The 21523-nt window shown below is 71.0% G+C and carries 22 protein-coding genes and 1 pseudogene; 9 read left to right on the top strand and 14 right to left on the bottom strand.

Going from position 1 to position 21523, the window contains the following annotated elements; translation table 11 throughout:
• Positions 1 to 7 precede the first annotated feature (7 nt).
• Positions 8 to 679: a hypothetical protein gene (locus ACIBF5_RS22855; protein WP_396814764.1), complete on the bottom strand. Its 672-nt coding sequence runs from the start codon at positions 677 to 679 to the stop codon at positions 8 to 10.
• Positions 680 to 1192: 513 nt separating this feature from the next.
• Here ACIBF5_RS22855 and ACIBF5_RS22850 point away from each other — a divergent pair.
• Positions 1193 to 1324 carry a hypothetical protein gene (locus ACIBF5_RS22850; RefSeq protein ID WP_281278654.1) on the top strand — a complete coding sequence of 44 codons (132 nt, stop codon included), beginning with the start codon at positions 1193 to 1195 and terminating at the stop codon, positions 1322 to 1324.
• 80 nt (positions 1325 to 1404) lie between these two features.
• Here the strand turns inward: ACIBF5_RS22850 and ACIBF5_RS22845 are convergent.
• Both ACIBF5_RS22845 and ACIBF5_RS22840 read right to left on the bottom strand, forming a co-directional pair.
• A pseudogene (locus ACIBF5_RS22845) lies at positions 1405 to 1824 on the bottom strand (pirin-like C-terminal cupin domain-containing protein); the annotation flags it as partial.
• A 20-nt stretch (positions 1825 to 1844) separates the two neighbouring features.
• Entirely contained in the window at positions 1845 to 2324 is a 480-nt protein-coding gene (locus tag ACIBF5_RS22840) for a MarR family winged helix-turn-helix transcriptional regulator (protein ID WP_396814762.1), read from the bottom strand.
• A gap of 180 nt (positions 2325 to 2504) precedes the next feature.
• On the opposite strand from ACIBF5_RS22840, the gene ACIBF5_RS22835 reads away from it, so the two are divergent.
• The 3 genes from ACIBF5_RS22835 (at position 2505) to ACIBF5_RS22825 (ending at position 4864) form a co-directional block, all read left to right on the top strand.
• Positions 2505 to 3029, top strand: coding sequence for a GNAT family N-acetyltransferase (locus ACIBF5_RS22835; RefSeq protein WP_396814760.1), 525 nt, complete (start codon positions 2505 to 2507; stop codon positions 3027 to 3029).
• A gap of 39 nt (positions 3030 to 3068) precedes the next feature.
• Positions 3069 to 3653 (top strand): DUF1684 domain-containing protein, encoded by a 585-nt coding sequence (locus ACIBF5_RS22830; protein WP_396814758.1) that lies wholly within the window; start codon positions 3069 to 3071, stop codon positions 3651 to 3653.
• 134 nt (positions 3654 to 3787) lie between these two features.
• A complete protein-coding gene (locus ACIBF5_RS22825) occupies positions 3788 to 4864 on the top strand; it encodes an aromatic acid exporter family protein (protein WP_396814756.1) in 1077 nt (358 codons plus the stop codon).
• Positions 4865 to 4936: 72 nt separating this feature from the next.
• Here ACIBF5_RS22825 and ACIBF5_RS22820 read toward each other — a convergent pair whose 3' ends face one another.
• Positions 4937 to 5518, bottom strand: coding sequence for a general stress protein (locus tag ACIBF5_RS22820; RefSeq protein ID WP_396814754.1), 582 nt, complete (start codon positions 5516 to 5518; stop codon positions 4937 to 4939).
• Between the two features lie 134 nt (positions 5519 to 5652).
• Positions 5653 to 7056 (bottom strand): glycoside hydrolase family 6 protein, encoded by a 1404-nt coding sequence (locus ACIBF5_RS22815; RefSeq protein ID WP_396814752.1) that lies wholly within the window; start codon positions 7054 to 7056, stop codon positions 5653 to 5655.
• Between the two features lie 343 nt (positions 7057 to 7399).
• Between ACIBF5_RS22815 and ACIBF5_RS22810 the strand changes: the two genes are divergently transcribed.
• Entirely contained in the window at positions 7400 to 10327 is a 2928-nt protein-coding gene (locus ACIBF5_RS22810; RefSeq protein WP_396814750.1) for an RICIN domain-containing protein, read from the top strand.
• 136 nt (positions 10328 to 10463) lie between these two features.
• Here ACIBF5_RS22810 and ACIBF5_RS22805 read toward each other — a convergent pair whose 3' ends face one another.
• Positions 10464 to 10937: an OsmC family protein gene (locus ACIBF5_RS22805; protein ID WP_396814748.1), complete on the bottom strand. Its 474-nt coding sequence runs from the start codon at positions 10935 to 10937 to the stop codon at positions 10464 to 10466.
• Positions 10938 to 11059: 122 nt separating this feature from the next.
• On the opposite strand from ACIBF5_RS22805, the gene ACIBF5_RS22800 reads away from it, so the two are divergent.
• The gene (locus ACIBF5_RS22800; RefSeq protein ID WP_396814746.1) at positions 11060 to 12016 is read left to right on the top strand and encodes an anti-sigma factor RsbA family regulatory protein; all 957 of its coding nucleotides are present in this window, start codon (positions 11060 to 11062) and stop codon (positions 12014 to 12016) included.
• A gap of 19 nt (positions 12017 to 12035) precedes the next feature.
• Here ACIBF5_RS22800 and ACIBF5_RS22795 read toward each other — a convergent pair whose 3' ends face one another.
• Genes ACIBF5_RS22795 through ACIBF5_RS22785 form a run of 3 tightly spaced genes read right to left on the bottom strand, consistent with a single transcriptional unit; the run spans position 12036 to position 15130 of the window.
• On the bottom strand, positions 12036 to 12710 hold the full coding sequence (locus tag ACIBF5_RS22795; protein ID WP_396814744.1) for an HAD family hydrolase: 675 nt from the start codon (positions 12708 to 12710) through the stop codon (positions 12036 to 12038).
• Between the two features lie 8 nt (positions 12711 to 12718).
• Positions 12719 to 14953, bottom strand: a complete 2235-nt coding sequence (locus ACIBF5_RS22790; RefSeq protein ID WP_396814742.1) for a SpoIIE family protein phosphatase — start codon at positions 14951 to 14953, stop codon at positions 12719 to 12721.
• Positions 14954 to 14962: 9 nt separating this feature from the next.
• A complete protein-coding gene (locus ACIBF5_RS22785; protein ID WP_396814740.1) occupies positions 14963 to 15130 on the bottom strand; it encodes a hypothetical protein in 168 nt (55 codons plus the stop codon).
• On the opposite strand from ACIBF5_RS22785, the gene ACIBF5_RS22780 reads away from it, so the two are divergent.
• On the top strand, positions 15129 to 16304 hold the full coding sequence (locus ACIBF5_RS22780) for a hypothetical protein (protein ID WP_396814738.1): 1176 nt from the start codon (positions 15129 to 15131) through the stop codon (positions 16302 to 16304). The genes ACIBF5_RS22785 and ACIBF5_RS22780 overlap by 2 nt on opposite strands.
• A gap of 39 nt (positions 16305 to 16343) precedes the next feature.
• Here ACIBF5_RS22780 and ACIBF5_RS22775 read toward each other — a convergent pair whose 3' ends face one another.
• Positions 16344 to 16556 carry a hypothetical protein gene (locus ACIBF5_RS22775; RefSeq protein ID WP_396814736.1) on the bottom strand — a complete coding sequence of 71 codons (213 nt, stop codon included), beginning with the start codon at positions 16554 to 16556 and terminating at the stop codon, positions 16344 to 16346.
• Between the two features lie 211 nt (positions 16557 to 16767).
• Between ACIBF5_RS22775 and ACIBF5_RS22770 the strand changes: the two genes are divergently transcribed.
• Positions 16768 to 17973 carry an MFS transporter gene (locus ACIBF5_RS22770; RefSeq protein ID WP_396814734.1) on the top strand — a complete coding sequence of 402 codons (1206 nt, stop codon included), beginning with the start codon at positions 16768 to 16770 and terminating at the stop codon, positions 17971 to 17973.
• A 53-nt stretch (positions 17974 to 18026) separates the two neighbouring features.
• On the opposite strand, the gene ACIBF5_RS22765 is transcribed toward ACIBF5_RS22770, so the two are convergent.
• From ACIBF5_RS22765 to ACIBF5_RS22755, 3 genes are all read right to left on the bottom strand, one after another.
• Positions 18027 to 18284 (bottom strand): hypothetical protein, encoded by a 258-nt coding sequence (locus ACIBF5_RS22765; protein ID WP_396814732.1) that lies wholly within the window; start codon positions 18282 to 18284, stop codon positions 18027 to 18029.
• 89 nt (positions 18285 to 18373) lie between these two features.
• Positions 18374 to 18838 carry an SRPBCC family protein gene (locus tag ACIBF5_RS22760; protein WP_396814730.1) on the bottom strand — a complete coding sequence of 155 codons (465 nt, stop codon included), beginning with the start codon at positions 18836 to 18838 and terminating at the stop codon, positions 18374 to 18376.
• A 52-nt stretch (positions 18839 to 18890) separates the two neighbouring features.
• Positions 18891 to 19301: a DUF2795 domain-containing protein gene (locus ACIBF5_RS22755; protein ID WP_396814728.1), complete on the bottom strand. Its 411-nt coding sequence runs from the start codon at positions 19299 to 19301 to the stop codon at positions 18891 to 18893.
• 153 nt (positions 19302 to 19454) lie between these two features.
• Between ACIBF5_RS22755 and ACIBF5_RS22750 the strand changes: the two genes are divergently transcribed.
• A complete protein-coding gene (locus ACIBF5_RS22750) occupies positions 19455 to 19856 on the top strand; it encodes a ChaB family protein (protein ID WP_396814726.1) in 402 nt (133 codons plus the stop codon).
• Positions 19857 to 19890: 34 nt separating this feature from the next.
• Here ACIBF5_RS22750 and ACIBF5_RS22745 read toward each other — a convergent pair whose 3' ends face one another.
• Complete coding sequence (locus ACIBF5_RS22745; protein WP_396814724.1) at positions 19891 to 21330, bottom strand: aldehyde dehydrogenase family protein; 1440 nt, start codon at positions 21328 to 21330, stop codon at positions 19891 to 19893.
• Positions 21331 to 21523: the final 193 nt, after the last annotated feature.

Raw genomic sequence — 21523 nt, 5'->3', positions numbered from 1 at the left:
GGGGCGGTCAGCGCAGTGTGCCCTCGCCGCCCGGGTACGCGAACGATGACCGGGGGGAGTAGAAACCCCAGGTGATCTCCAGTGGGTTCGCCGGGCGGAGCGCGTAGGTCGAGTGCTCCGGTTCGAGGAACTCCAGCGACTCGATCTCGAACGGGTCGACCGGCTCGGCCACGAAGGGGTAGAGCCCGCTGACCTTCCTGCGTCCGACCTTGGTGATGTAGCGCAGTTGGCCCCGGTTGATCGCGTCGCCGGTCCGGCCGACCCGGGCCGTGGTCCGGATCACCGGTACGCCGTCGGCCTCGGTGGTGGCGACGAGTCGCCGGCCCTTGACCTCGATCGTCGTGCTGCCCACGCTCGCTGGCGCGCCGCGTTCGGCGGCGTACGCGCGCACGACCGGGCTGGAGTTGAGGTAGTGGGTCCACCAGCGGCCCGGGGTGACGCCGTCGGGGGCGTCCAGGTCGGCCAGGTCGGGTCCGAGGTAGGTGAGCGAGTAGGCGCCGAAGCCGGAGGTCTGGCCGGCGTCGTCGACGACGTACTGGTTCATGAAGACCTGCCGGTTGGCGGCGGGCTTCAGCCCCTTCGGCACCAGGGCCGCGACCGCGTCGGGGTCCGCCGGCAACCAGCCGAAGTAGATCATCCGGCTGTTCACGACAAGCTGTGGCGCGACGAGATCGGTCACTTGCGGTGCCTCCGTTACCGGCGAACGTGGGGTAGCCGCGACGCTACGGCGCGTCCAAAATGGAGGCAAGGACGGATAGTTGACACATGAACTATTCGGAAAATTCGGTAAACGTCGGCGCTCTCCCAGGTCACGTGTCCCACCGACATCACCATTGGCGCCACCACAGGCATCACCACTGTTCATCAGACTGGACATCAGGGTACTTATGGGGACAGACCGGGCATGCCCTGCACACCTCGGGTGGCCTCGTACGAAGAACTGGGAAATTCGTCCCTCGTCCGGGTTTCCATGCCCTCGGAACGGCTAATCCGATCCCAGGTTGTCGTCGCTGTGCCTGGAGGGCCCCCTCCCGGCCGCCAGCAAGACAGCCGACGGATCGACCGGACCCCTGCGGTTCGCGCCGACCCGTAGCACGCCGGCGCACCGCCCCCGTATCCGCAAGGACCCGGTGAGCCCGGTACGCCGGCGTGCCCAGACCGTCCGATCGAGACAGGGACAGGGGAGGACAGCATGGCAAGCGAGGTTGTCGACAGCCAGCCGGACCAGCCCGAGCAGGCGGTCGAAGGCGAACGCGGAGCGCTGGTTGCGGTGCTGTTGATGGTGGTGCTCGGTGTGGCGGGAATCTTCGCCGTCTCCGCCTGAGGGCGAAGGAAGGGCCCCTTGTTATCGCTTCCGGTAGTACTAGGGGCCCTTCCTAACGCAATCGGGGTGGGCGGGTTGGTTCAGTTGGTGTGCGGCAGGCGGGCGGCGGGGATCACGCCGAGGCGGCCGGCCTGGTAGTCCTCGAACGCCTTGGCCAGTTCGCCGCGGGTGTTCATCACGAACGGGCCGTACTGCGCGACCGGCTCACGGATCGGCTGACCACCCATGATGTACAGGTCGAGCGCCGGGGTGTGCGAGTCCTGTGCCGCGTCCGCGCCGAAGCGAAGCGCCTCACCGGGACCGTGCACCGCGAGCTGACCGGTCTGCACCGGCCGGCGCTCGGTGCCGACCGTGCCGCGTCCGCCGAGTACGTAGACGAGGGCGTTGAAGTCGGAGCGCCAGGGCAGGTCGACGCTCGCGCCGGGCTGGACGGTGACGTGGGTGATGGTGATCGGCGTGTGGGTCGAACCGGGTCCCTGGTGGCCGTCGACCTCACCGGCTCGCGGGCATCGTCGTACTCCTAGCTGGTGGTGGGGGTGGAGGAGGATCGGGTGGGGGAGAGCCGTTCGCCGAGCCGTTCGAAGACCCGGGTCAGGGCGGCGAGTTCGGCCTCGCTCAGGTCGTCCATCAGGTGTTGTCGGACCGATGCGGCGTGCTGGGGGGCGGCCTGCTGGAGGGTGAGCAGGCCGGCGGCGGTGAGCACGGCCTCGCTGCCACGCCGGTCGTCCGGGCACGGCTGCCGGGTGACCAGGCCACGTTTCTCCATCGCGGAGATCTGGTAGGTCAGCCGGCTCGGTGAGAAGACCAGGCGGCCGGCCAGCTCGCCCATCCGGAGTCGTTGGCCCGGGGATTCCGAGAGCAGGACCAGCACCTGGTAGTCGGCGAGGTTCAGGTCGCTCGCCGCGCGTAGCTCGTCCTCAAGCTGGTTGAACAGTCGCTGGCTGGACTCGATGTAGGCGCGCCAGCAGGCGAGCTGGGCGCTGTTCAAGCTCTGGGTCACCGTCGTAACGTAGCACTCTTTCAAATTAGAAACAAACATCCTCGCGAGGTCCGTGCGGACATTGCTAGCTCGGAAAGAGCTGTCGTACGGGTTTGAAGCGATCTTTCCGGGGGAGGTGTCGGGCGGAAAAGTACGGACGGCCGTCGGCCGGGGATGCGAGACTGCTCGACCGTGGAACCCGTGGAGATATCCGTACCCGGCCTGCTGCTGCGCTCCTGGGAGCTCACCGACGCGGCCGAGGTGATGGCAGCGATGCGCGAACCTGCGATCGCCCAGTGGAATTCGACGCCGAGCGCGGCGGCCGGCATGGAGGGCGCGCGTGAGTGGGTCCGCCGCCGGGCCGACTGGTCGAGCGGGGACCACGCCTCGTTCGCCCTGGCAGAACCCTCCACCCGGGCACTGCTCGGCTCGATCTCGCTGCACCGGATCTACGACGGCGACGCCGTGATCGGGTACTGGACGGTCGCCCCGGCCCGGGGCAGGGGCCTTGCCGCCCTCGCGGTCGCGACCGTGACCGGTTGGGCGTTCCAGCGGCTGAACCTGCACCGGATCGAGCTCTGTCACGCGGTCGCCAACCCGAGTTCGTGCCGGGTCGCCGAGAAGACCGGGTACGCGCTGGAGGGGACCCTGCGCGAGTCCCACCGGTACGGCGACAAACGCCGCTACGACGAGCACCTCCACGCCCGGTTGGCCACCGACGAGTGACCCGCCCGGCGGTGCCGCGACCGCGCTAGCCTGGGCCGGGTGGACGAACTTGAGCTGAGCGACTGGCGTGAGAAGGTGGCCCGGCTCTACCTGTCGGACCTGGACCTGGCCGGCTTCCGCGCCGCCCGCGACGAACTCTTCGCCCGGCACCCGCAGTCGCCGATCCCGCCCGGGCGGCGGCCGTCGTTCACCGGTGTGCGCTACTTCCCGGAGAACCCGGAGGCGGTCGTCGAGGTGCCGATCCGTCCCGCCGAGGGGCGGTTGCGGATCGACACCGGTGGGCCCGACGGGGTGGTCACGTACCGCCGGGTGGGCGTGGCACAGACGCCCTGGGGTCCGCTGACCCTCTGGTGGATCGAGGCGTACGGGGGCGGACTGTTCCTCCCCTTCCGCGACGGCACCTGCGGTCCGGAGTCGTACGGCGGGGGCCGCTACCTCACCGACACGGTCAAGGGCACCTTCGGGCGGGGCGTCACGGTGCTGGCCGAGGACCGGATCCGTCTCGACTTCAACTACGGCTACAACCCGTCGTGTGCGTACGACGACCGCTGGGCGTGCCCGCTCGCGCCAGCAGAGAACACGGTCAGCGCCGAGATCAGGGCCGGGGAACTCAGGTACGAGTAGGCACGAACCACCGGTTGACGGTCGGCGGATCGGCGCCTGTCGTACCCGTTCACGAGGTTCATCCGAGGGCGGTACGGGTAGCTCCCCCCATGACGACGGTTCGTGAACGGTCGGGTCATGTCCTATGTCAACGGGTGCGGGACCTTCGGGACACCTCTCTGGTCGCCGTACAGGCCGCCGTGGCCGCCGGGCTGGCGTGGCTGTTCACCCATGACCTGATGGGCAACCCGGTCCCGGTCTTCGCGCCGGTCACGGCGATCAGCACCCTTGCCGTCTCGTTGAACGGACGGGTCCGCCGTACGTTCGAACTGCTCATCGGCATCGCCATCGGGGTGGCCGTGGGAGACCTGCTGGTGGAGTGGATCGGTGTCGGTTCCGTCCAGATCGCCTTGATCGTCGCACTCGCCATCCTCTTCGCCACGCTGCTCGGCGGCGGCGCCGCGGTGCTGACCCAGGCGGCCTCCACGGCGGTGTTGCTGGTCGCCTTCCAGCCGCAGATGACCGATCCGGTCATTCCCCGCTTCATGGAGGCGTTGATCGGTGGCGGGACCGGGCTCGTCGTCGCCACGCTGCTGATACCGCTCAACCCCATGCGTGCGGTGGACCGGGCGGCGAAGGCGGTGTTCGAGGCGGTGACCGGGGATTTGCGCGAATCCGCAGCGGCGATGACCGACCGTGACCCGGCCCGGGCCGGCGCCGTGTTGGACCGGCTCTCCCGGATCAGGGAGTACATGGGTGACCTCGACGACGCGTTGCGCAGCGGGCGGGAGACCGTGCGGTTCGCGCCGTTGCGATGGCGCCAGCGACGGGCGATCCTGCGCTACAGCGCCAGCCTGCGCTACCTCGACAAGATCGTCCACGACGCCGGAACCCTGGTGCGGCGGACACTTGCCGCAATCGAGGGGACGGAGCGGCTGCCGGAGGGGTTGGCGGTGGCCGTACGACATCTCGGCGACGCCGTGGGACTGCTCCGGGAGGAGCTGAAGGAGGGGCTGAAGCCGGAGGGCGCCCGGGAACTGGCGCTGCTCGCCGTGACCGCCGCGAACAAGGCGTACGCGCAGGGGGTCGGTTTCTCCGGCAGCGTCATCGTGGCCCAGGTGGGAGCCACCGCCACCGACATCCTCCTGGCGGCCGGAACCGCTCCTGAGGAGGAGACGAGACGCCTCATCCGGCACGCGGCCATCCGGGACCAGCGCCCGGAGCAGCCTTGATCTCGGGCCGCCGGTGCGGGGACGCACGAGAAGAACCCCGTCCGGTGGACGGGGTTCTTCGTCGGCACCGCGTCAGTGGGCGCCGGCTGGTTGCCAGTTCATCCGGCTCAGCACGCTCCGGGCCTGGTCGGCGAGGTCGGCGTCGACGGTCACCGCGTACTCGCTCGCCCGCAGTGTGGCCGCCGAGGTGAAGTCTCGTCGACCGCCGGTGCTGGCGTGGGCGATGGCACCGAAGATGGCACCCCATGCGGCACCGATCAGCAGACCGGCGACGATCACCGCCCACCAGTTGCCGACGGTGAAGATGCCGAACAACAGGCCGATGAAGAGTCCGAACCAGGCACCGGTGGCAAGACCCGCCAGTGCCGCCCGTGCCGTCGTCAACCGCCCCAGCACCGTTTCGACCAACGCCAGGTTGGTCCCGACGATGGCCGTACGTTCGACCGGGAACCGGTTGTCGGCGAGGAAGTCGACGGCCTGCTGTGCCCCGGAGTAGTCCGGATAGGACGCCATGGTCACGGTTGTCCGACCGGCTTCCGGCCCGCCGCCACCCGGCATCGAGATCCCGCCGCTCGGACCCAGCGGCAGGGAGCTGCCGCCGAACGGCAGGCCCGGCACCGCCGCTCGCCCGCTCGGGTTCAAGGGTGTGGTCATCAGCTGCCTCCTTCGTCAACGTGATGGGTTCCCGCCCGGCTGCGGCGCTAACCTGTGGTCGGCGCCGGGTCGGGGACACGGAAGGGCCCCGCTGCCCGGTTTCGTCAGCGGGGCCCGGTTACCTCCCGGAAGGGTCAACTGGTGCAGGCCGCCCCGTTGAGGGTGTACGCGGTCGGTGCGGCCAGGGTGCCGCTGTAGGTGCCCTGGAACCCGACGCTGGTGGTGGCGCCGGCCGCGAGGTTGCCGTTCCAGGCCGCGTTCCGGACGGTGATCTGGGTGCCGGACTGGCTCCAGGTGCCGTTCCACCCGTTGCTCAGACGCACTGTCGAGCCGACCGTGAAGGTGAGGGTCCAGCTACTGACCGCCGTGCTGCCGTTGGTCAGCCGTAGGTCGGCGGTGAATCCACCGGTCCACTGGTTCGGGGTGTAGACGACCCGGCAACCGCCGGCCGGCGGTGTGGTGGGCGGGGGAGTGGTCGGCGGCGGAGTCGTGGGTGGCGGTGTGGTGGGCGGGGGAGTCGTGGGCGGTGGGGTGGTCGCCGGGGGTGTGGTGGTCGGCGGGGGACCGGCCGCGACCGCCAGGTCGTACGCCCGCTGCGGGACGAACTGCCCGGCGCCCGCGATGCAGCCGTCGGCCTCGCCCGGCAGCTTGACCCAGAGGTACGCGTCGACCGCCGCGTCACCGGTGTTGGTGGTGCTGGGGGTGCCGATCGCCCGCCCCGGTGGGTCGCACCACTCGGCACCGGCCGGGCCGTTGCCGTTCCGGCTGGTGTCCACGACGATCTTCAGTCGGGAGATCCCGGTGGCCGCGACGACGTTCTTGCCGTACGTGACCGACTCGGCGGTGGTCCGGTAGTTGGAGACGTTGAGCGAGATGCCGTCCGCGCTGTTGGCGATGTCGGCGGCGACCAGGCGGGCGGCCATCTCGGCCGGGGCGAGCCAGGCCGAGTGGGCCGCGTCGAAGTAGACCTTGGCCTGGGCCGAGGCGGCCTTGAGTTTCTTGCCGGCGTACGCCATCGAGGCCCTGGTCTCGGCCTGCTGGCTGGCGTTCTGGCAGCTACTCATCTGGGCCAGCACGTCCGGTTCGAGCACGATGCTGGCCGGGCGCCCGGCCAGGCCGGCGGCGACCTCGTCGACCCACTGGCGGTAGGCGGTGTGGTTCGGGGCGCCCCCGCTGCTGGCGCCGCTACAGTCCCGGTTCGGGATGTTGTAGACGACCAGGATCGGGATCTTGCCTGCTGTGGCGGCGGCGCCGACGAAGGCGTTCACCTGCGACCGTACGGTGGTCGGGTTGTAGGTCGCGAACCAGTGGCCCTGCGGCACGCTGGCGATCCGGTCCCGGATGACGGCGGCGCGGGAGTCGCCCGGGTTGGCGGCGGCCCAGGTGGCGGCGTTGGTGGCCGGGTCGACGTAGAACGCCGAGTCGGCGGCAGCGGCGGCGTGTGGTCGCAGCAGGTCGAGTCCGACCACGGAGGCGACGGCGAGCGCCGCGACGATGGCGCTGGCCCCGGCCGTGGTGACCGCGGATCGTCTGCGCATGTGGTGCTCCTTTCCGGAGGTGGGGTGGTTTCGGATCCGAATTAGAGATCGAGCTTTGTGCATGGAAGCGCTCCCATGGATATCGACCACCGTACCGGCGGTGTTGCCGTCGTGTGAAGACCCCGTGTCAGCTCAAAGTGACATACCTGGATGTTCTCGTCGCCCGATCCAGGTGGGCGTCCTTTGTGTCTGTCGACTTCTGTCGATGGGGCGCCAACTTTTGGTTACGCATCGGAAACTTCTGGGCTATCGCAGTGAAAGACGCTAATGTCTGCTCCACTGCGGTGTCTCCTCCGGTCGGCGGGAGCGGCACCGAGATCCCCCCTCGTGCTGTGGAGGACTCGTGCGACGCATCCCCCGCCGACCATTCGCCGGCGCCATCACCCTGCTCACCGTGCTCGGCCTGGGCGGTTGGGCCGCCCCGGCCGGGGCCGCGCCACCCGGCGCCGCCACAGCCGCCGCGCCGGCCGCCGTGGCCCCGGCAGCCCCCGCCGACGCCCCCGTCGTCGCCGCGGCGCCGCCGGCCACCTCGGCCTTCGAGAAGGTCACACTCGACGGTGGCCTCTCCATGGGCGAACCGATCGAACTCTCCGTACTCCCCGACGGCAAAGTGCTCTACATCAACCGTGGCACCACCGCCGGCGGCGGCCAGGTACGGCTCTACAACCCCACCACCCGGGTCACCACCGTCGCCCTGACCGTGCAGCTCGACGCCCGGTTCGAGGACGGCCTGATCGGCATCACCCTCCACCCCAGTTTCGCCAGCAACCGGTGGGTCTACCTCTTCTACTCGCCGAAGGTGACCCCGCTGGTCAACCGGATCTCCCGGTTCACCTTCAATACCAGCACAAACGTGCTCGACCCGGCCAGCGAGGACATGCTGATCGAGTGGCCGACCGAACGGAACCTCTGCTGCCACTCCGCCGGTTCGATGAGCTGGGACAGCGCCGGCAACCTCTACTTCGCCGTCGGCGACAACACCAACTCCGGCGGCGACAGCGCCGGCATGGCGCCGATCGACGAACGGCCCTCCCGCGACCCCCAGTACGACGCGCAGCGCACCAGCGGCAACGCCAACGACCTACGCGGGAAGATCAACCGGATCCACCCGGAGAACAACGGCACGTACACCGTGCCGAGCGGGAACCTCTTCCCCGCCGGCACCGCCGGTACCCGCCCCGAGGTGTACGTGATGGGGGTCCGCAACCCGTACCGGGTCTGGGTCGACAAGCGGGCCGGGAACACCCTCTACTGGGGCGAGGTCGGCCCCGACGCCGGTGCCACCATCGCGAACCGGGGTCCCGCCGCCTACGACGAGTTCAACCGCGCCACCGGTCCCGGCAACTACGGCTGGCCGTACTGCGGTGGTCCGAACGTCGCCTACAACGACTGGGACTTCGCCGCGAACGCGCCCCGGAGCTGGTTCCCCTGCGGTGGGACCGCCGGTCCGGTGAACAACTCCCCGCGCAACACCGGCATCGCGCAGTTGCCGCCGGCCAAGCCCGCCCTGGTCTGGGAGCAGCACGGCGGCAGCCGGGAATGGCCGGCCCTGGACAACCCCGGCGGCTGCGGCTCGCCGAACCACACCGAGGTCTACCACTACGACCCGAACCTGGTCTCGGACGTGAAATGGCCGCAGTACTACGACAACAAGCTGCTCATCTCCGAGTACTGCCGCAACTGGATCAAGGAGGTCCAGTTCAACAACGGCAACCCCGCCACCGGTACGCCAACCCTCATCGAACCCGTACTCGCGGGCATGAACCTGGTCCACCCGATCGACATGGAGTTCGGCCCGGACGGCTCGCTCTACCTGCTGGAGTACGGCAGCGGCTACTTCTCCGGCGCCGCCGACGCCGGACTGTACAAAATCAACTACGTGCAGGGCGGCCGGTCACCGATCGCCCAGGCGAGCGTCAACCGGGACAACGGGCCGGCACCGCTCGCGGTCACCTTCTCCAGCGCCGGCAGCTCCGACCCGGACGGCGACCCGCTGACGTACGCCTGGGACTTCGACAACAACGGCAGCACCGACTCCACCGCGGCGAACCCGTCCTACACGTACACCACGAACGGTGACAAGCGGGCCCGGCTGACGGTCAGCGACGGCACCGGCCGCTCCGCGACCACGCTGGTGCCGATCGTGGTCGGCAACAGCCGGCCCAGCGTCACCATCTCGGCGATCCCGGCCGGCGGCATGTTCGACTGGGGCCAGAACTTCACCGTCACCGCGACCGCGACCGACCCGCAGGAAGGGACGATCGACTGCTCCAGAGTCATCGTCCGGGTTGCCCTCGGCCACCAGGACCACGCCCACGAGGAGGGTGAGGGCACCGGCTGCGGCGCCACCTTCAACACCGGCCCCGTGCACGCCGGCCCCGACTCGGTGCTCTTCTTCGTGGTCCGGGCCACCTACACCGACCAGGGCGCGACCGGGTCGGTGCCGCTGACCGGAGAGCAGACCATCACACTCTGGCCCAAGCAGTGGCAGGCGGAGCACTTCGTACAGCTCGGCGGGCCGCAGGTGATCGACCAGGCCGCCGCCGAGGGTGGCAAGCGACTCGGTGACATCCAGAACGGCGAGTGGGTCAAGCACCACGCGGTGAGCCTGAAGGGCATCAACTCGGTGAAGGCCCGGGTCAGCAGCGGCGGGGGCGGCGGCACGGTCTCCTTCCGCTACAACTCGACCACCGGTCCGGAGGTGGCCCGGGTGACCGTGCCGAACACCGGCGGCTGGGACAACTACGTCGAGGTCACCGCCCCGGTGACCCGCCCCGACGACGGCACCCACGACCTGTTCCTGGTCTTCAACGGCGGCAGCGGGGCCTTCCTGGACGTCGACAGCTACACCTTCGTCGGTCCCGGCATCGGCACCGGCGGACCCACCACGCCGAGGACCGGTGAGGTCAAGGCCCTCGGCAAGTGCGCCGAGATCAACGCCAGCGGCACCGCCGACGGCACCCGGATCCAGATCTGGGACTGCAACGGCGCGGCCAACCAGCGCTGGACGGTCGGCACCGACGGCACCATCCGGGGGCTCGGCAAGTGCCTGGACGTACAGGCCAGCGGGCTGACCAACGGCACGAAGATCCACCTCTGGACCTGCAACGGCACCGGCGCCCAGCAGTGGACCGTCCAGGCCGACGGCAGTCTGCGTAACCCGCAGTCCGGGCGCTGCCTGGACATCCCCGGCTCCAGCACCACCAACGGCACCCAGTTGCAGATCTACGACTGCAACGGCAGCGGCGCGCAACGCTGGACCCTGCCCTGACCCACCCGACCCGCCCTGACCTGAGCCGCCCTGGTTCGCCCTGACGGTCAGGGGCCCGACCAGCACCTGTCACCGCCGGGCTGGTGTCCGTCACCCACGGACACGGACACCAGCCCGGCACCCCGCCACGACGCGGTCAGCCGATCGACACCACCGGCTCGTGCCGGACCGGGAAATTCACCGAGTTGGCGATGAAACAGCGCCGGTACGCCTCCGGGTGCAGGGCCACCGCCCGCTCGACCTGATCCGGCGCCGCGACCGTCACCCGGGGGTGAAGCACCACCTCGGTGAAGTGCCCGCCACCACCGGAGGTCAGGGTCAACACCCCTTCCGGTTCGTCGGCGTAGCCGGTGACCACCACCCCGGCCGTCGCACAGAGGTGCAGGTACGCCAGCAGATGGCACTGGGCGAGCGCGGCGACCAGCAACTGTTCGGGATTCCACCGCCCGGACTCGCCCCGGAACACCGGATCGGCCGAGCCGAGCAGCGGCGGCAACCCGGGCCCGGTCACCTCGTGCGCCCGACTGAACGCCCGGTAGTCGCTCGTGCCGCTGCCCCGGTCACCCGTCCAGGTGAGAGAGAGCGCATAGCGATGAGACGTTTTCGGCACGGTCACTCCTGGTAGGAAAAGACGGCTATCCGATCACGGTGTGCCGGATCCGACCACCCCGCGTATGGTGCCAACGAAGGTACGGACAACGGGGGGTGTGCCTTGCGTCGGTGGTGCGACGGATGACCATTGTGCCGCGCGCCGTGTCCCGGTCCGGCGCCCTGCGCCACGAAGCCCTGTTCTACCACGGTCACGACGACTACCGGGCCGGGCTGTACGCCTTCATCGCGGGCGGGGTCACCCGCGCCGAACCGGTTCTGGTCGTCGTCCCCCAACCCCGGCTCGACCTGCTCCGCGACGAGATCGACACGGTCTCCGACGGAGAGGTCGAGGTGCGTTTCCTCGACATGGGCATCGCCGGGCGCAACCCGTCGTGGATCATCCCGGGGATTCTCTACGCCTTCGTCGCCGAGCACCCCACCAGCCGGGTACGGATCGTCGTCGAACCGATCTGGCCCGAGCGGCGTGCGCTCGCGTACCCGCGATGTGTGCAGCACGAGGCACTGGTCAACCTGGCCCTGGCCGACCAGCCCGCGAGCATCCTCTGCCCGTACGACGCGGTGGGGCTGGACGCCGACGTGATCGCGGACGCGGCCAGCACCCATCCGGTGCTGATCCGGGCCGGAGTACGCCAGTCCAGCGCCGGCTACGGCAGTCCGGAGGCGGTGGTCGACGCGTTCAACCTGCCGCTGCCCGAGCCGGCGTTGACCCCGTCCACGCTCCTGTTCGACCGGGCCGGGATGGCCGGTATGCGGGCGCTGGTGACCGCACTCGCCACCGAGGCCGGGCTCGCCCCCGACCGGGTCGCCGACCTGCGCCTGGCCACGAACGAGATCGCCACCAACGCGGTGGTGCACGGCGGCGAACCGGCGGTGCTGCGGGTCTGGGCCGAGCCGAGTGGGATGGTCAGCGAAGTGATCGGCACGAGTGTGCTGACCGATCGGCTGGCCGGCCGGCTCCCGGCCTCGCCCACCAGTGAACAGGGGCGCGGGCTGCTGCTGGTCAATCACCTCTGCGACCTGGTCGACGTGCACACCACCAACGAGTCGACCACCGTACGCCTGCACATGGACTGGTGACCGCGACGCCCGGCGGCGCTCAGGCGAGCGCGGCGACCGGGGAGTCGGCCAGCCCGGCGAGCAGTGCGGCGGGATCGTCGAAGACGGCCGCCGCACCTGCCCCGGCGAGTTCGCTGCGCCCGGTGCCGCCGCAGGTCAACGCGATGCAGGGGATGTCCAGGTGGCCGGCGGCGGCGACGTCCCAGACCGAGTCACCGACGAACACCACCCGCTCCCGGTCCAGACCGGCCCGGTCCAGGGCAGTCGCCAGCAGGTCCGCTCCCGGTGGCGAGTCCGCGCCGACCGAGGTAGTGATGCTCCCGATCACGTCGTCGGCGAGGAGCGCGGCACGCAGCGCCGGCAGTTCCCGCTCGTCCGCCGAGGTCACCAGCACCACCCGCAGCCCCCGTGCCGCGCACGCCCGCAGCAGGTCCGCCGCCCCGGGCAGCGGCCTCAGCCGGTCCCAGAACTCGGCGAAGAGGCTGTCGTGTCCGTACCGTATCCGTTCGTCCGCGTCCCGGTCCCGTTCCGGTCCGAGCAGGTGCTCCAGCAGCCGTTGCGGGCCCATGCCGAGGGCGCGGTGGATCGCTGCCATGGGGATCTCCTGCTCGGCCTGGCGCAGCGCCTCCCACCAGCTCACGGTGTGCAGGTACGCGTTGTCGACGAGCGTGCCATCCACGTCGAACAGGACCCCGGCGGGTCTGTCGATCTCCATGCCGCCCCCTACCCGTTACCGCTCGGGTCACCCTCCGGTATGAGTATCTCGAACCAGACGGTCGAACCACGTACGGTCGGGTCGGTCCCCCACGCGTCGCTGAGCTGCTCGATCAGCCCGAGACCCCGTCCGCGACTGCTGAGAGTGTCGGCCCGGGTCGGGGTCACGGTGCCCCGGGTGCCCTGGTCGGCCACGGAGACGAGCAGCCGTTCCGGGCTGAGGTCGATCTCCACCTGGGCCGCCGTGCCCGCGTGCAGCAGCGCATTGGTGGTCAGCTCGCTGGTGCAGAGCACCGCCGCCCCGATCACCGACTCCGGCACCCGCCAGGAGGTGAGCTGGGCGGTGAGCCACTGCCGTACCCGCCCGGGTGCGGTCGGCTCCGCCGGCATCTCCAGCGACGCCGAGCGGCTGGGCGTCAACGCGTGCTCCACCGCCAGCACCGCGGCGTCGTCCTCGGTCGGTCCCGGCACGGCCCGACTCGCCACCGCGCAGAGCGTACGGGGGTCGCCGCTGCTCGCCCCGGCGATGGCCTCGGCGAGGGTGGCGAACCCCGCGCTCAGGCTCTGCTGCCGCCGTTCCACCACACCGTCGCTGAACAGCAGCAGCGTGTCGCCGGGCACGAACGGCACCGTGCTGGTCGGGCGGTTGCCGCCGAGTCCCAGCGGGGCACCGGGGGGTACGTCGAGGTAGCGGGCGGTGGGTGGGACGCCGGCCGGTGCCTGGCGCAGCAGCGGAGCCGGGTGCCCGGCGCTGGCGAGCGTCATCAGCCCGGTGGCGGGTTCGACCACCCCGTACACGACCGTCACGAACAGTTCGTCCCGACGGGCCTCCGTACCGAGGCTCCCGACCAGGCGGTCCAGGCCGGAGAGGACGGCGGCCGGATCGGGGTCGCTGAGCGCCAGCGCCCGCAGGGCCGCCCGGACCTGGCCCATCAGCGCGGCGGCGTGCACGTCGTGCCCGGCCACGTCACCGAGGACGACGGCGAGCCGTCCGCCGGAGAGGGGGAAGGCGTCGTAGAAGTCTCCGCCGGCCGCGTTGCCGTCCACCCCGGCGTCGTACCGGGCGGCGAGCCGCAGCCGGGGCAGGTCCGGCAACTGTTCCGGCAGCATGCTGCGTTGCAGCAGTTGGGCGGTGCCGTGCTGGTTCTCGAACCGGCGGGCCCGTTCGGCGGCCTGCGCCACCAGTTCCGCCCCGGCGGTGAGCAGGGCGCGTTCGGCCGGCGACCACGGGTGTGCGGTGCGGTAGCCGATCGCGAGGGCGCCGCCCAGCGAGGGCGTACGCAGCGGCAGTACGGCCAGCGCCCGGATCTTCTCGTCGTGCCGGTCGATCGCGGTCGGCAGCAGTGGCCGTCCGTCCGCCCAGAAACGGGGGGCGGCGGTGGCGGCGGCGACCACCAGCGGGGCGGCCGAGTCAGCGGGAAAGCTGCGCCACAGCGGCGGAAGCCGTTCGTCCGCCTCGTCCAGCAGCTCACCCCGGACCCGCCGTACGGCCCGCCAGTCGGCGCCGTCGTCGACGGCGATACCGACCTGGTCGGCGTCGAACGACGCCAGGGCGTAGCGCAGGGCCGACCGGGCCACGTCGTCGAGGGTGAGGGTGCCGGAGAGGGCGACTGCCAGCTCGCTCAGGCTCTGTAGGCGCCGGGTCACCTGGGTGGTCTCGACGATCACCATCAACAGGCCGATGATCTGCCCGTGCTCGTCCCGGACCGCCGAGTAGCTACGGGTCAGCACCACCTGGTCGACCTGGTCCGAACCGCGTACCCGGCCGACCGGCAGCGCACCCTCCCGCTCCAGGTAGGGGATGCCGGTGCGGTAGACCCTTTCGATCTCCTCGCCGACCCCGGCCAGTTCCCACGCCTCGGCGAAGACCTCGGCGGCGGGGCGGCCGAACGCGGCCGGGTGCCGGTCCCTGATCAGCTCGGCGAAGCCGTCGTTGTAGATCAGGGCGAGTTCGTCGCCGAACGCGAGAGCCATCGGCACCGGCGCGGAGAGGACGAGGTCGAGCACCGAACGCAGCGCCGGAGCCCACTGCTCCACCGGGCCGAGTGGTGTCTGCGCCCAGACGGCCTCCGCTGGGCGGCCGGTCGCGGGCGCGCCGGTCGTGGGTTCGCGGGTCGTGGGTTCGCCGGTCGTGGGTTCGCCGGCCCTGGCAGCCGCCTCGGGTCCTGCCGTGCTGCCCGGTGTCGACGACGGACCGGGCCAACGGGAGGGGGGAGCGGGAACCCGCCCGACCGAGCCTGGCATGCGAGCAGCCTAGCCGGCCCCGCCGAGCACCCCGCCGATCGACCGCTCCGGGAGTTGGTCGCGGCGTTTCCCGGCAGCCGACGACCGGCCGACGGGGGTGAGGTCAGGGGTACGGAATGAACCAGGGCGGTCCGGGTACGCGGGCAGCGGTAGTCCAGGTGACAGGAGGGACACCATGCCCACGATCCTCGCGCTCCGGCGGGTCGACGTCGGGGCCCAGCTCGCCGAGACGTGGGATTCGGTGCTGGTCTTCGTGCCTCGGCTGATCGGCTGCGTCGGCATTCTCATGCTGGGCTGGCTCCTGGCCCGGTTCGTGCTGCGGATGGCGCTGCGCCTTCTCGACCGGTTCGGCTTCGACCAGATCGTGCAACGCGGTGGCCTCGGGCGGCTGGTCGCCCGGACCCGGTACCGGCCCGCGGCCGTCCTCGCCCGACTCGGGTACTACCTGATCCTGCTCTTCACGCTGCAACTCGGTTTCGCGATCTGGGGCCCCAACCCGGCCCATGACCTCATCACCGCCGTGGTGGCGTGGCTGCCACGGGCGTTCGTCGCGCTGGTCGTGGTCGCCGTGTCGGTGGTGATCGCCAACGCGGTGCACGACCTGGTCAGCGACACGATCGGCGCGGTCACGTACGGCCGCCCGCTCGCCGACGTGGTCTCACTGCTGGTCGTGGGGCTCGGCGTGATCGCCGCCTTCGTCCAGACCGGGGTCGCCACCGGGGTCACCGGCCCGGTGCTCGTCACGCTGCTCGCCACCGTGGGCGGCATCCTGGTCGTCGGGATCGGCGGGGGACTGGTCAAGCCGATGCAGGTGCGGTGGGAACGCTGGTTGAGCCGTCTCGCCAGTGAATCCCGGCTGCGCCGGGCCAACCGTGAGACCTATCCCCGGCCCGGGGACCTGGGGCCGTTCGCACAGCCCACCATCCCCGCCCGTGCGGCGGTACCGGCCTTTCCCGACCCGCCCCTGGCGGAGATGCCGACCTCCCCGGCCCCGGACGGTCTCGCCGGCTACGACCCGGTACGTCCGCTTCTGATCGGGGACGATCCGGCGAGGGTGAACGGACTCGCCCCCTTCGACCCGGGCGTGGACGCGGCCTCCGCCGACTACCAGCTCGTTGCCGGGTACGGGTCGGAGGCCGGCGGGCTGGCCGGGCCGTACGAGCCGGCGCCGGAGGGGCTCTCCACCCTCCAGGCCGGTTCGGACGGGTTCACCACTGTGCAGACCGGCTCGGACGGCGCGACCGCGTACCAACCGGCACCGGCGGCACAGGAGTTGGGTGGCTATCCGTCCGACCTGCTGGCGCCGGCTCCGGAGCGGCCGGTGAGCGCGGACGACGACGGAACCCGGTAGCGGCACCTCGCGGGCGGGTTCGTGCCGGGACCGGTGGAACTATTCGGCGGCGCTGGGCTCCGCTGGCTGGCGGCGCATCGCGTCGTCGGCCAGGATCGCGGTGGCCACCATCAGCGCGACCACGATGCTGAACAGCCACGAGGCGTCGGGGAGCAGTTGGGCGGCGAGGGGCGCGTGGAGCGCGGTCAGCAGGAAGCCGAACCATGCCCAGCGGCGTTGACGCGCGGAGAGAAAACCGGGGCCCTGATGCATCTGACGAATTCTGCCTGGCGGATCTGCCTCCGCCGTCACCCGATCGGCCGATTCTGACTGACCTGTCCGGTTTAGAGGTGTACGGCACCCCAACACGGGGAAGCGGCAATCCTCCGATTCCCTGGATGTTAGGAAGGGCCCCTTCCTATACAGAATGCGATAACAAGGGGCCCTTCCTTACCCCCGGGGCGATCCGGAAAGATCGCGCATTGTGTCGACCACCACCCCGCGCCCCGCCCTGCTGCTCCTCGCCTATCTCGCGTTCGTCAGCCTCGGTCTGCCCGACGGCCTGCTCGGTGTCGGCTGGCCCTCGATCCGGGCGGAGTTCGGTGTGCCGACGGAGTCGGTGGGACTCCTGCTCACCGCCGGTACGGTCGGCTACCTCACCTCCAGCGTGGCGGCCGGCTTCACCCTGGCCCGGGTCGGTGTCGGCTGGCTGCTCGCCGGCAGCACGGCGCTGGCGAGCCTCGCCCTCAGCGGCTACGCCGGAGCGCCCATGCTCCCCCTGATGGTCGGCGCCGCGCTGCTGCTCGGGCTCGGCTCGGGTGCGGTCGACTCGGGTCTGAACGCGTACGCGGCGAGCGCTTTCGGCCCCCGGCACATGAACTGGCTGCACGCCTTCTTCGGGCTTGGCGTGGCGATCGGACCACTGATCATGACCACGGTGATCGGTGCCGGGCTCTCCTGGCGCTGGGGCTACGGCATCGTCGCCTCCGCCCAGGTCCTGCTCGCCCTCGCGTTCGTGTTCACCGTACGGGCATGGGACGACCGGCGGAGCGCGGTGCCGGCGGCGCACGGTGCCTCCGGGCCGCCGGCTCGTCCGGCACGGGTGCGGATCGGTGCGACCCTCGGCCTACCGGCGGTCTGGACCGGGACGGTCGCGTTCGCCGTCTACGTGGGTGTGGAGGTCGGGGCCGGACTCTGGGCCTTCCTGCTGCTCACCGAGGGGCGGGGGCTCAGCGAGGCGGTCGCCGGGATCTGTGTCTCGATCTACTGGGGCAGCCTCTTCGTCGGTCGGGTGGTGCAGGGGCTGGTGGCCGAGCGTCTGGGCAGCGGGCAGGTGCTGCGCGGCAGCCTGATCGGCATGGCCGTGGGCTCCGCGCTGGTGGCCGTACCCGGGCCGGCCGGGCTGGCGGTCGTCGGGCTGGCCATCATCGGTTTCGCCGCCGCGCCGGTCTTCCCGTTGCTCACCCTCACCACTGCCGAGCGGGTCGGGGCGGTGCACGCGGACCGGGCGATCGGTCTCCAGATCGGCGCCGCCGGCCTCGGCGGGGCACTGCTACCGGCCGGCATCGGGGTGCTGCTCAGCCGGGTCACCGTCGAGGCGCTCGGGCCGTCCCTGCTGGTCCTGTCGCTGATCCTGCTCGCTGTCTACCTCGTCTCCACCCGCCGCCGGGTTCCGGACGCGGTGGCGTGACCGCCGCGCCCGACATCAGGTGTGCGCCGCAGGACCAAGGTGGCACACACCGCTCAGGAGGGGCCGTTACGACCCGTGGTGGAGGGGCGGTACGCCCGATCCGGGTCGGTCATCTCGCCCTCGTCGGCGCGGGATGACGGGTGCCCGTTGGCCGCTTCGGCGCCGTGACCGTACGCCGACTCCGCGCCCGCGTCGTTGCCGGTCATGTCGTCCACCTGGCCGTCCGGCGTCGACGCGCCCATCGCGCGTTCCAGCTCGGACAGGGGGATGCGTTCTTCGTCGCGCCAGACGGAACTGTCGTTGTCGGTCATACCCTGGCCGTACCCGGGTGCCCGGGAGGCAAACCGGCGGTGCCCGCCGGGGCGAGTCCCCGGCGGGCACCGTGACGACGCTTGCGTGGTTACGGCTGCGGCCGGTCCACCTGGCCGCGCCAGGCGCCGGTCTCGACGCCGCCGCGTGCCTCGATGAAGTTCTTGAACCGCTCCAGGTCGCCCCTGATCCGGCGGTCCACCATGCCGAGCTTGTCAGCGGCCTTCTCGGTGATTCCCTGCGGCTCGAAGTCGAGCTGGAGGGTGACCCGGGTGTGCCGGTCGTCGAGTCGGTGGAACGTCACCACCCCGGCCTGGTTCGTGCCGTTGGTGGTGGTCCAGGCGACTCGTTCGTCGGGTAGCTGTTCGGTGATCCGGGCGTCGAACTCGCGCTCGACCCCGCTGATCCCGACCTTCCAGTGGGTCATCGTGTCGGAGATCTGCCGGACCTCCTCGACTCCCTCCATGAAGCGGGGGAAGTCCTCGAACTGGGTCCACTGGTCGTACGCGGTCCGTACGGGGACGGCCACGTCCACGGATTCGGTTACCGCACTCATCTGACATCCTTCCTGCTCTGTCGGTGTCCGCTGGCGCGTGACGCGCAGCGGCTCACCAGCGCTGCGTCTCGTTCGCGTGCCCGAGCACCGCCCACACCTCGGATACCGTGCGGAACTCGGTGTCCGGGGGGAGGCCGTTCAACTGGGCCAGCACCTCGTCCGGTGCCTCGTTCTCCTCGGCGCTGCGCAGGAGCGTCGTCCGGTCCCCGGGGAGCGCCGACAGGCTGATGAATCGGCCGAGTTGGCTACGTTGTTCGACCTCGACCGAGGTCATCCCCTGCGGCGCGCCCGAGCGGGTGTCGGCGCTCGGCGCTCTGGTCGATGCCGGCTGGTCCTCGCCGGCCGGTTCCGGTTCACGCCACTCCTCGGCTCGGGAGCCGGCGGTGTTGTTCACCGTGCTGGCTACCTCCCGGCTCATCTCGTCGTCTAGCCGCGGTCCGTGTTTGCTGTTGCCCCGGTCCATGTCCTATGCGCTACCCCGGCGCCCCAGGGGTAAACCGAAACGCCAACGGATCGGCCCAGACCTGGGGAAACGCGTTTGCCCGTACGGGGCGCGGGAAGGAAGGGGGTTGGCCTGCGATCTGTCGGGGCTGTTCCGAGACCGAGGAGGATGACCATGCCGGGACGTGAGGTGCTTCCCAGTACGTTGCGACGCTCGCCGGACAAGGCCCAGGACACCTGGGTGAAAACCCATGATTCGGCGGTGGAGACGTACGGCGAGGGCGAACGCGCGCACCGGACCGCGTACGCGGCGGTCAAGCACTCGTTCGAGAAGGTCGGCGACCACTGGGAGCAGAAGGGGCGCAAGGGTCCGAGTGACGAGCAGGCGGCCGGTGGTGGTCCGGCCAGACGGGCACCGACCGCCGGTGGGGTCGACGCCAACGCCTCGAAGGAGCACCTGATGGATGTGGCGAAGAAACTGGACGTTCGGGGTCGTTCCCGGATGAACAAGTCGGAGTTGGTCGGGGCGATCCAGAAGGCGAACAACCGGGCGACGGCCAAGGCCCGGGGTCGCTAGTCCGAGCGCGTTCTCCGGTGGCGGGCCGGCCGGTTCACCAGTGTCCGGTCGGCCCGCCCGGAGCGGCGATGTGCACCACCTTCGTCGCGGTCAGTTCGTCGAGCAGTTCGGGGCCGTACCCGAAGCCCTGGCCGCTGCCACGGCGGGGGTGTGCGGCCCCACCGGGTGCCCCACCGAAGACATTGTTGATCTTCACGGTGCCGACCGGCAGTTCCCTCCATGCCTGCTGGGCGTGGCTCATCGACCCGGTGAGCACCGTCGCGCAGAGCCCGTACGGGGACTGCGCCGCCCGGGACAGTGCCTCGTCGAAGGAGTCGACCACCAGCACCGGCGCGACCGGACCGAACGTCTCCTCGCGCATCACCGCCATCTGGTCCGTGCAGTCGACCAGCACCGTCGGCGGGTAGAAGGCGCCCGGACCGTCCGGTGCGATGCCGCCGGTGAGCACCCGGGCACCGTCGGCGACGGCGGCCCGTACCTGGGCGTCGACCAGGAGTCGCTGTCGGCGGTCGACCATCGGTCCGATCTCGGTCTGTTCGTCCCGTCCGGGGCCCACCCGGAGCGCTTCGGCCCGCTGGACGAGCGCCGCGACGAAGGCGTCCGCCACCGGGCGAAGGACGTAGATCCGTTCGACCGCGACGCAGAGCTGACCGGAGTTGGTGAAGGCGCCCAGTGCGGCCTGTTCGGCGGCCCAGACCGGGTCGACCCCGTCGTCCACGATCAGCGCGTCGCTGCCCCCGTTCTCCAGCAGCGCCTTCGCCCCGCTGGTGGCGCACGCGGCGGCGATCGACCGGCCGGTGGCCGACGAGCCGACGTGTGCGACCACGTCCACCTCCGCCGAAGCCAGTGCCGCACCCACCCTGGCGCCCCCGGTGAGCAGCGACAACACGCCCGCCGGCAGATGCGCGGCGAAGAGCCGGGCGAGGAGCCAACCGCTGACCGGGCTCCGTTCGCTCGGCTTGTAGATCACCGTGTTGCCGGTGACGAGCGCGGCGCCGAGCAGGCCACAGGAGACCGCTACCGGGTCGTTCCAGGGGGTCAGTGCCGCGACCACGCCCCGTGGCTGCACCGCCATCAGGTCGATCGCCTCGGGGTTGCCGGCGAGTGCCCGCCCCCGGTGGATCGGGCCGAGTTCGGCGTACTGCCGCAGGGTGCCGACGGCGGCCTCGACGCCGCCCCGGGCCAGGCCGATCGGCCGCCCCATCTCGGCGGTCTGGGCCTCGGCGAGTTGTTCGGCGGAGGATTCGAGCAGGTCCGCGACCCGGTGCAGGGCGGCGCCTCGGGCTGCCGCCGGGGTGGACGACCATTGCGCCGTAGCGACCCGGCTGGCCTTGACCGCCGCCGCGACCTCTGCTTCGGTCGCCTCCGGCACCCGGGTCACCTCGGCGTTGTCGGCCGGGTCGAGTATCACCAGCGCCCCGTCGTCGGGACCGCTGCCCCAGACGCCGTCGATGAGTTGCTGTACCTCGTACATGGCGCGCTGGATGCCCCGGTCTGACCGTGACAAACGCCGTTTCGCCTGGTTGGTGCTGTGGGGCCGGGCTCCGAGAGCCCCGGGGTGGGGAGAGCCACGGGGTGTGGCCGGCGTCGGGCGGTGGCGGGCACATGCGGGCAGGGCCGCCCCGGGGGCGACCGGGGGCAGGCTCCTGCCCGTGCGTCGGACGGAT

Origin of the sequence: Micromonospora sp. NPDC050417 (assembly GCF_044458865.1) — a bacterium.
In the GTDB taxonomy this organism is placed as follows: domain Bacteria; phylum Actinomycetota; class Actinomycetes; order Mycobacteriales; family Micromonosporaceae; genus Micromonospora_G.
This window is presented reverse-complemented; position numbering and strand designations above follow the sequence as displayed.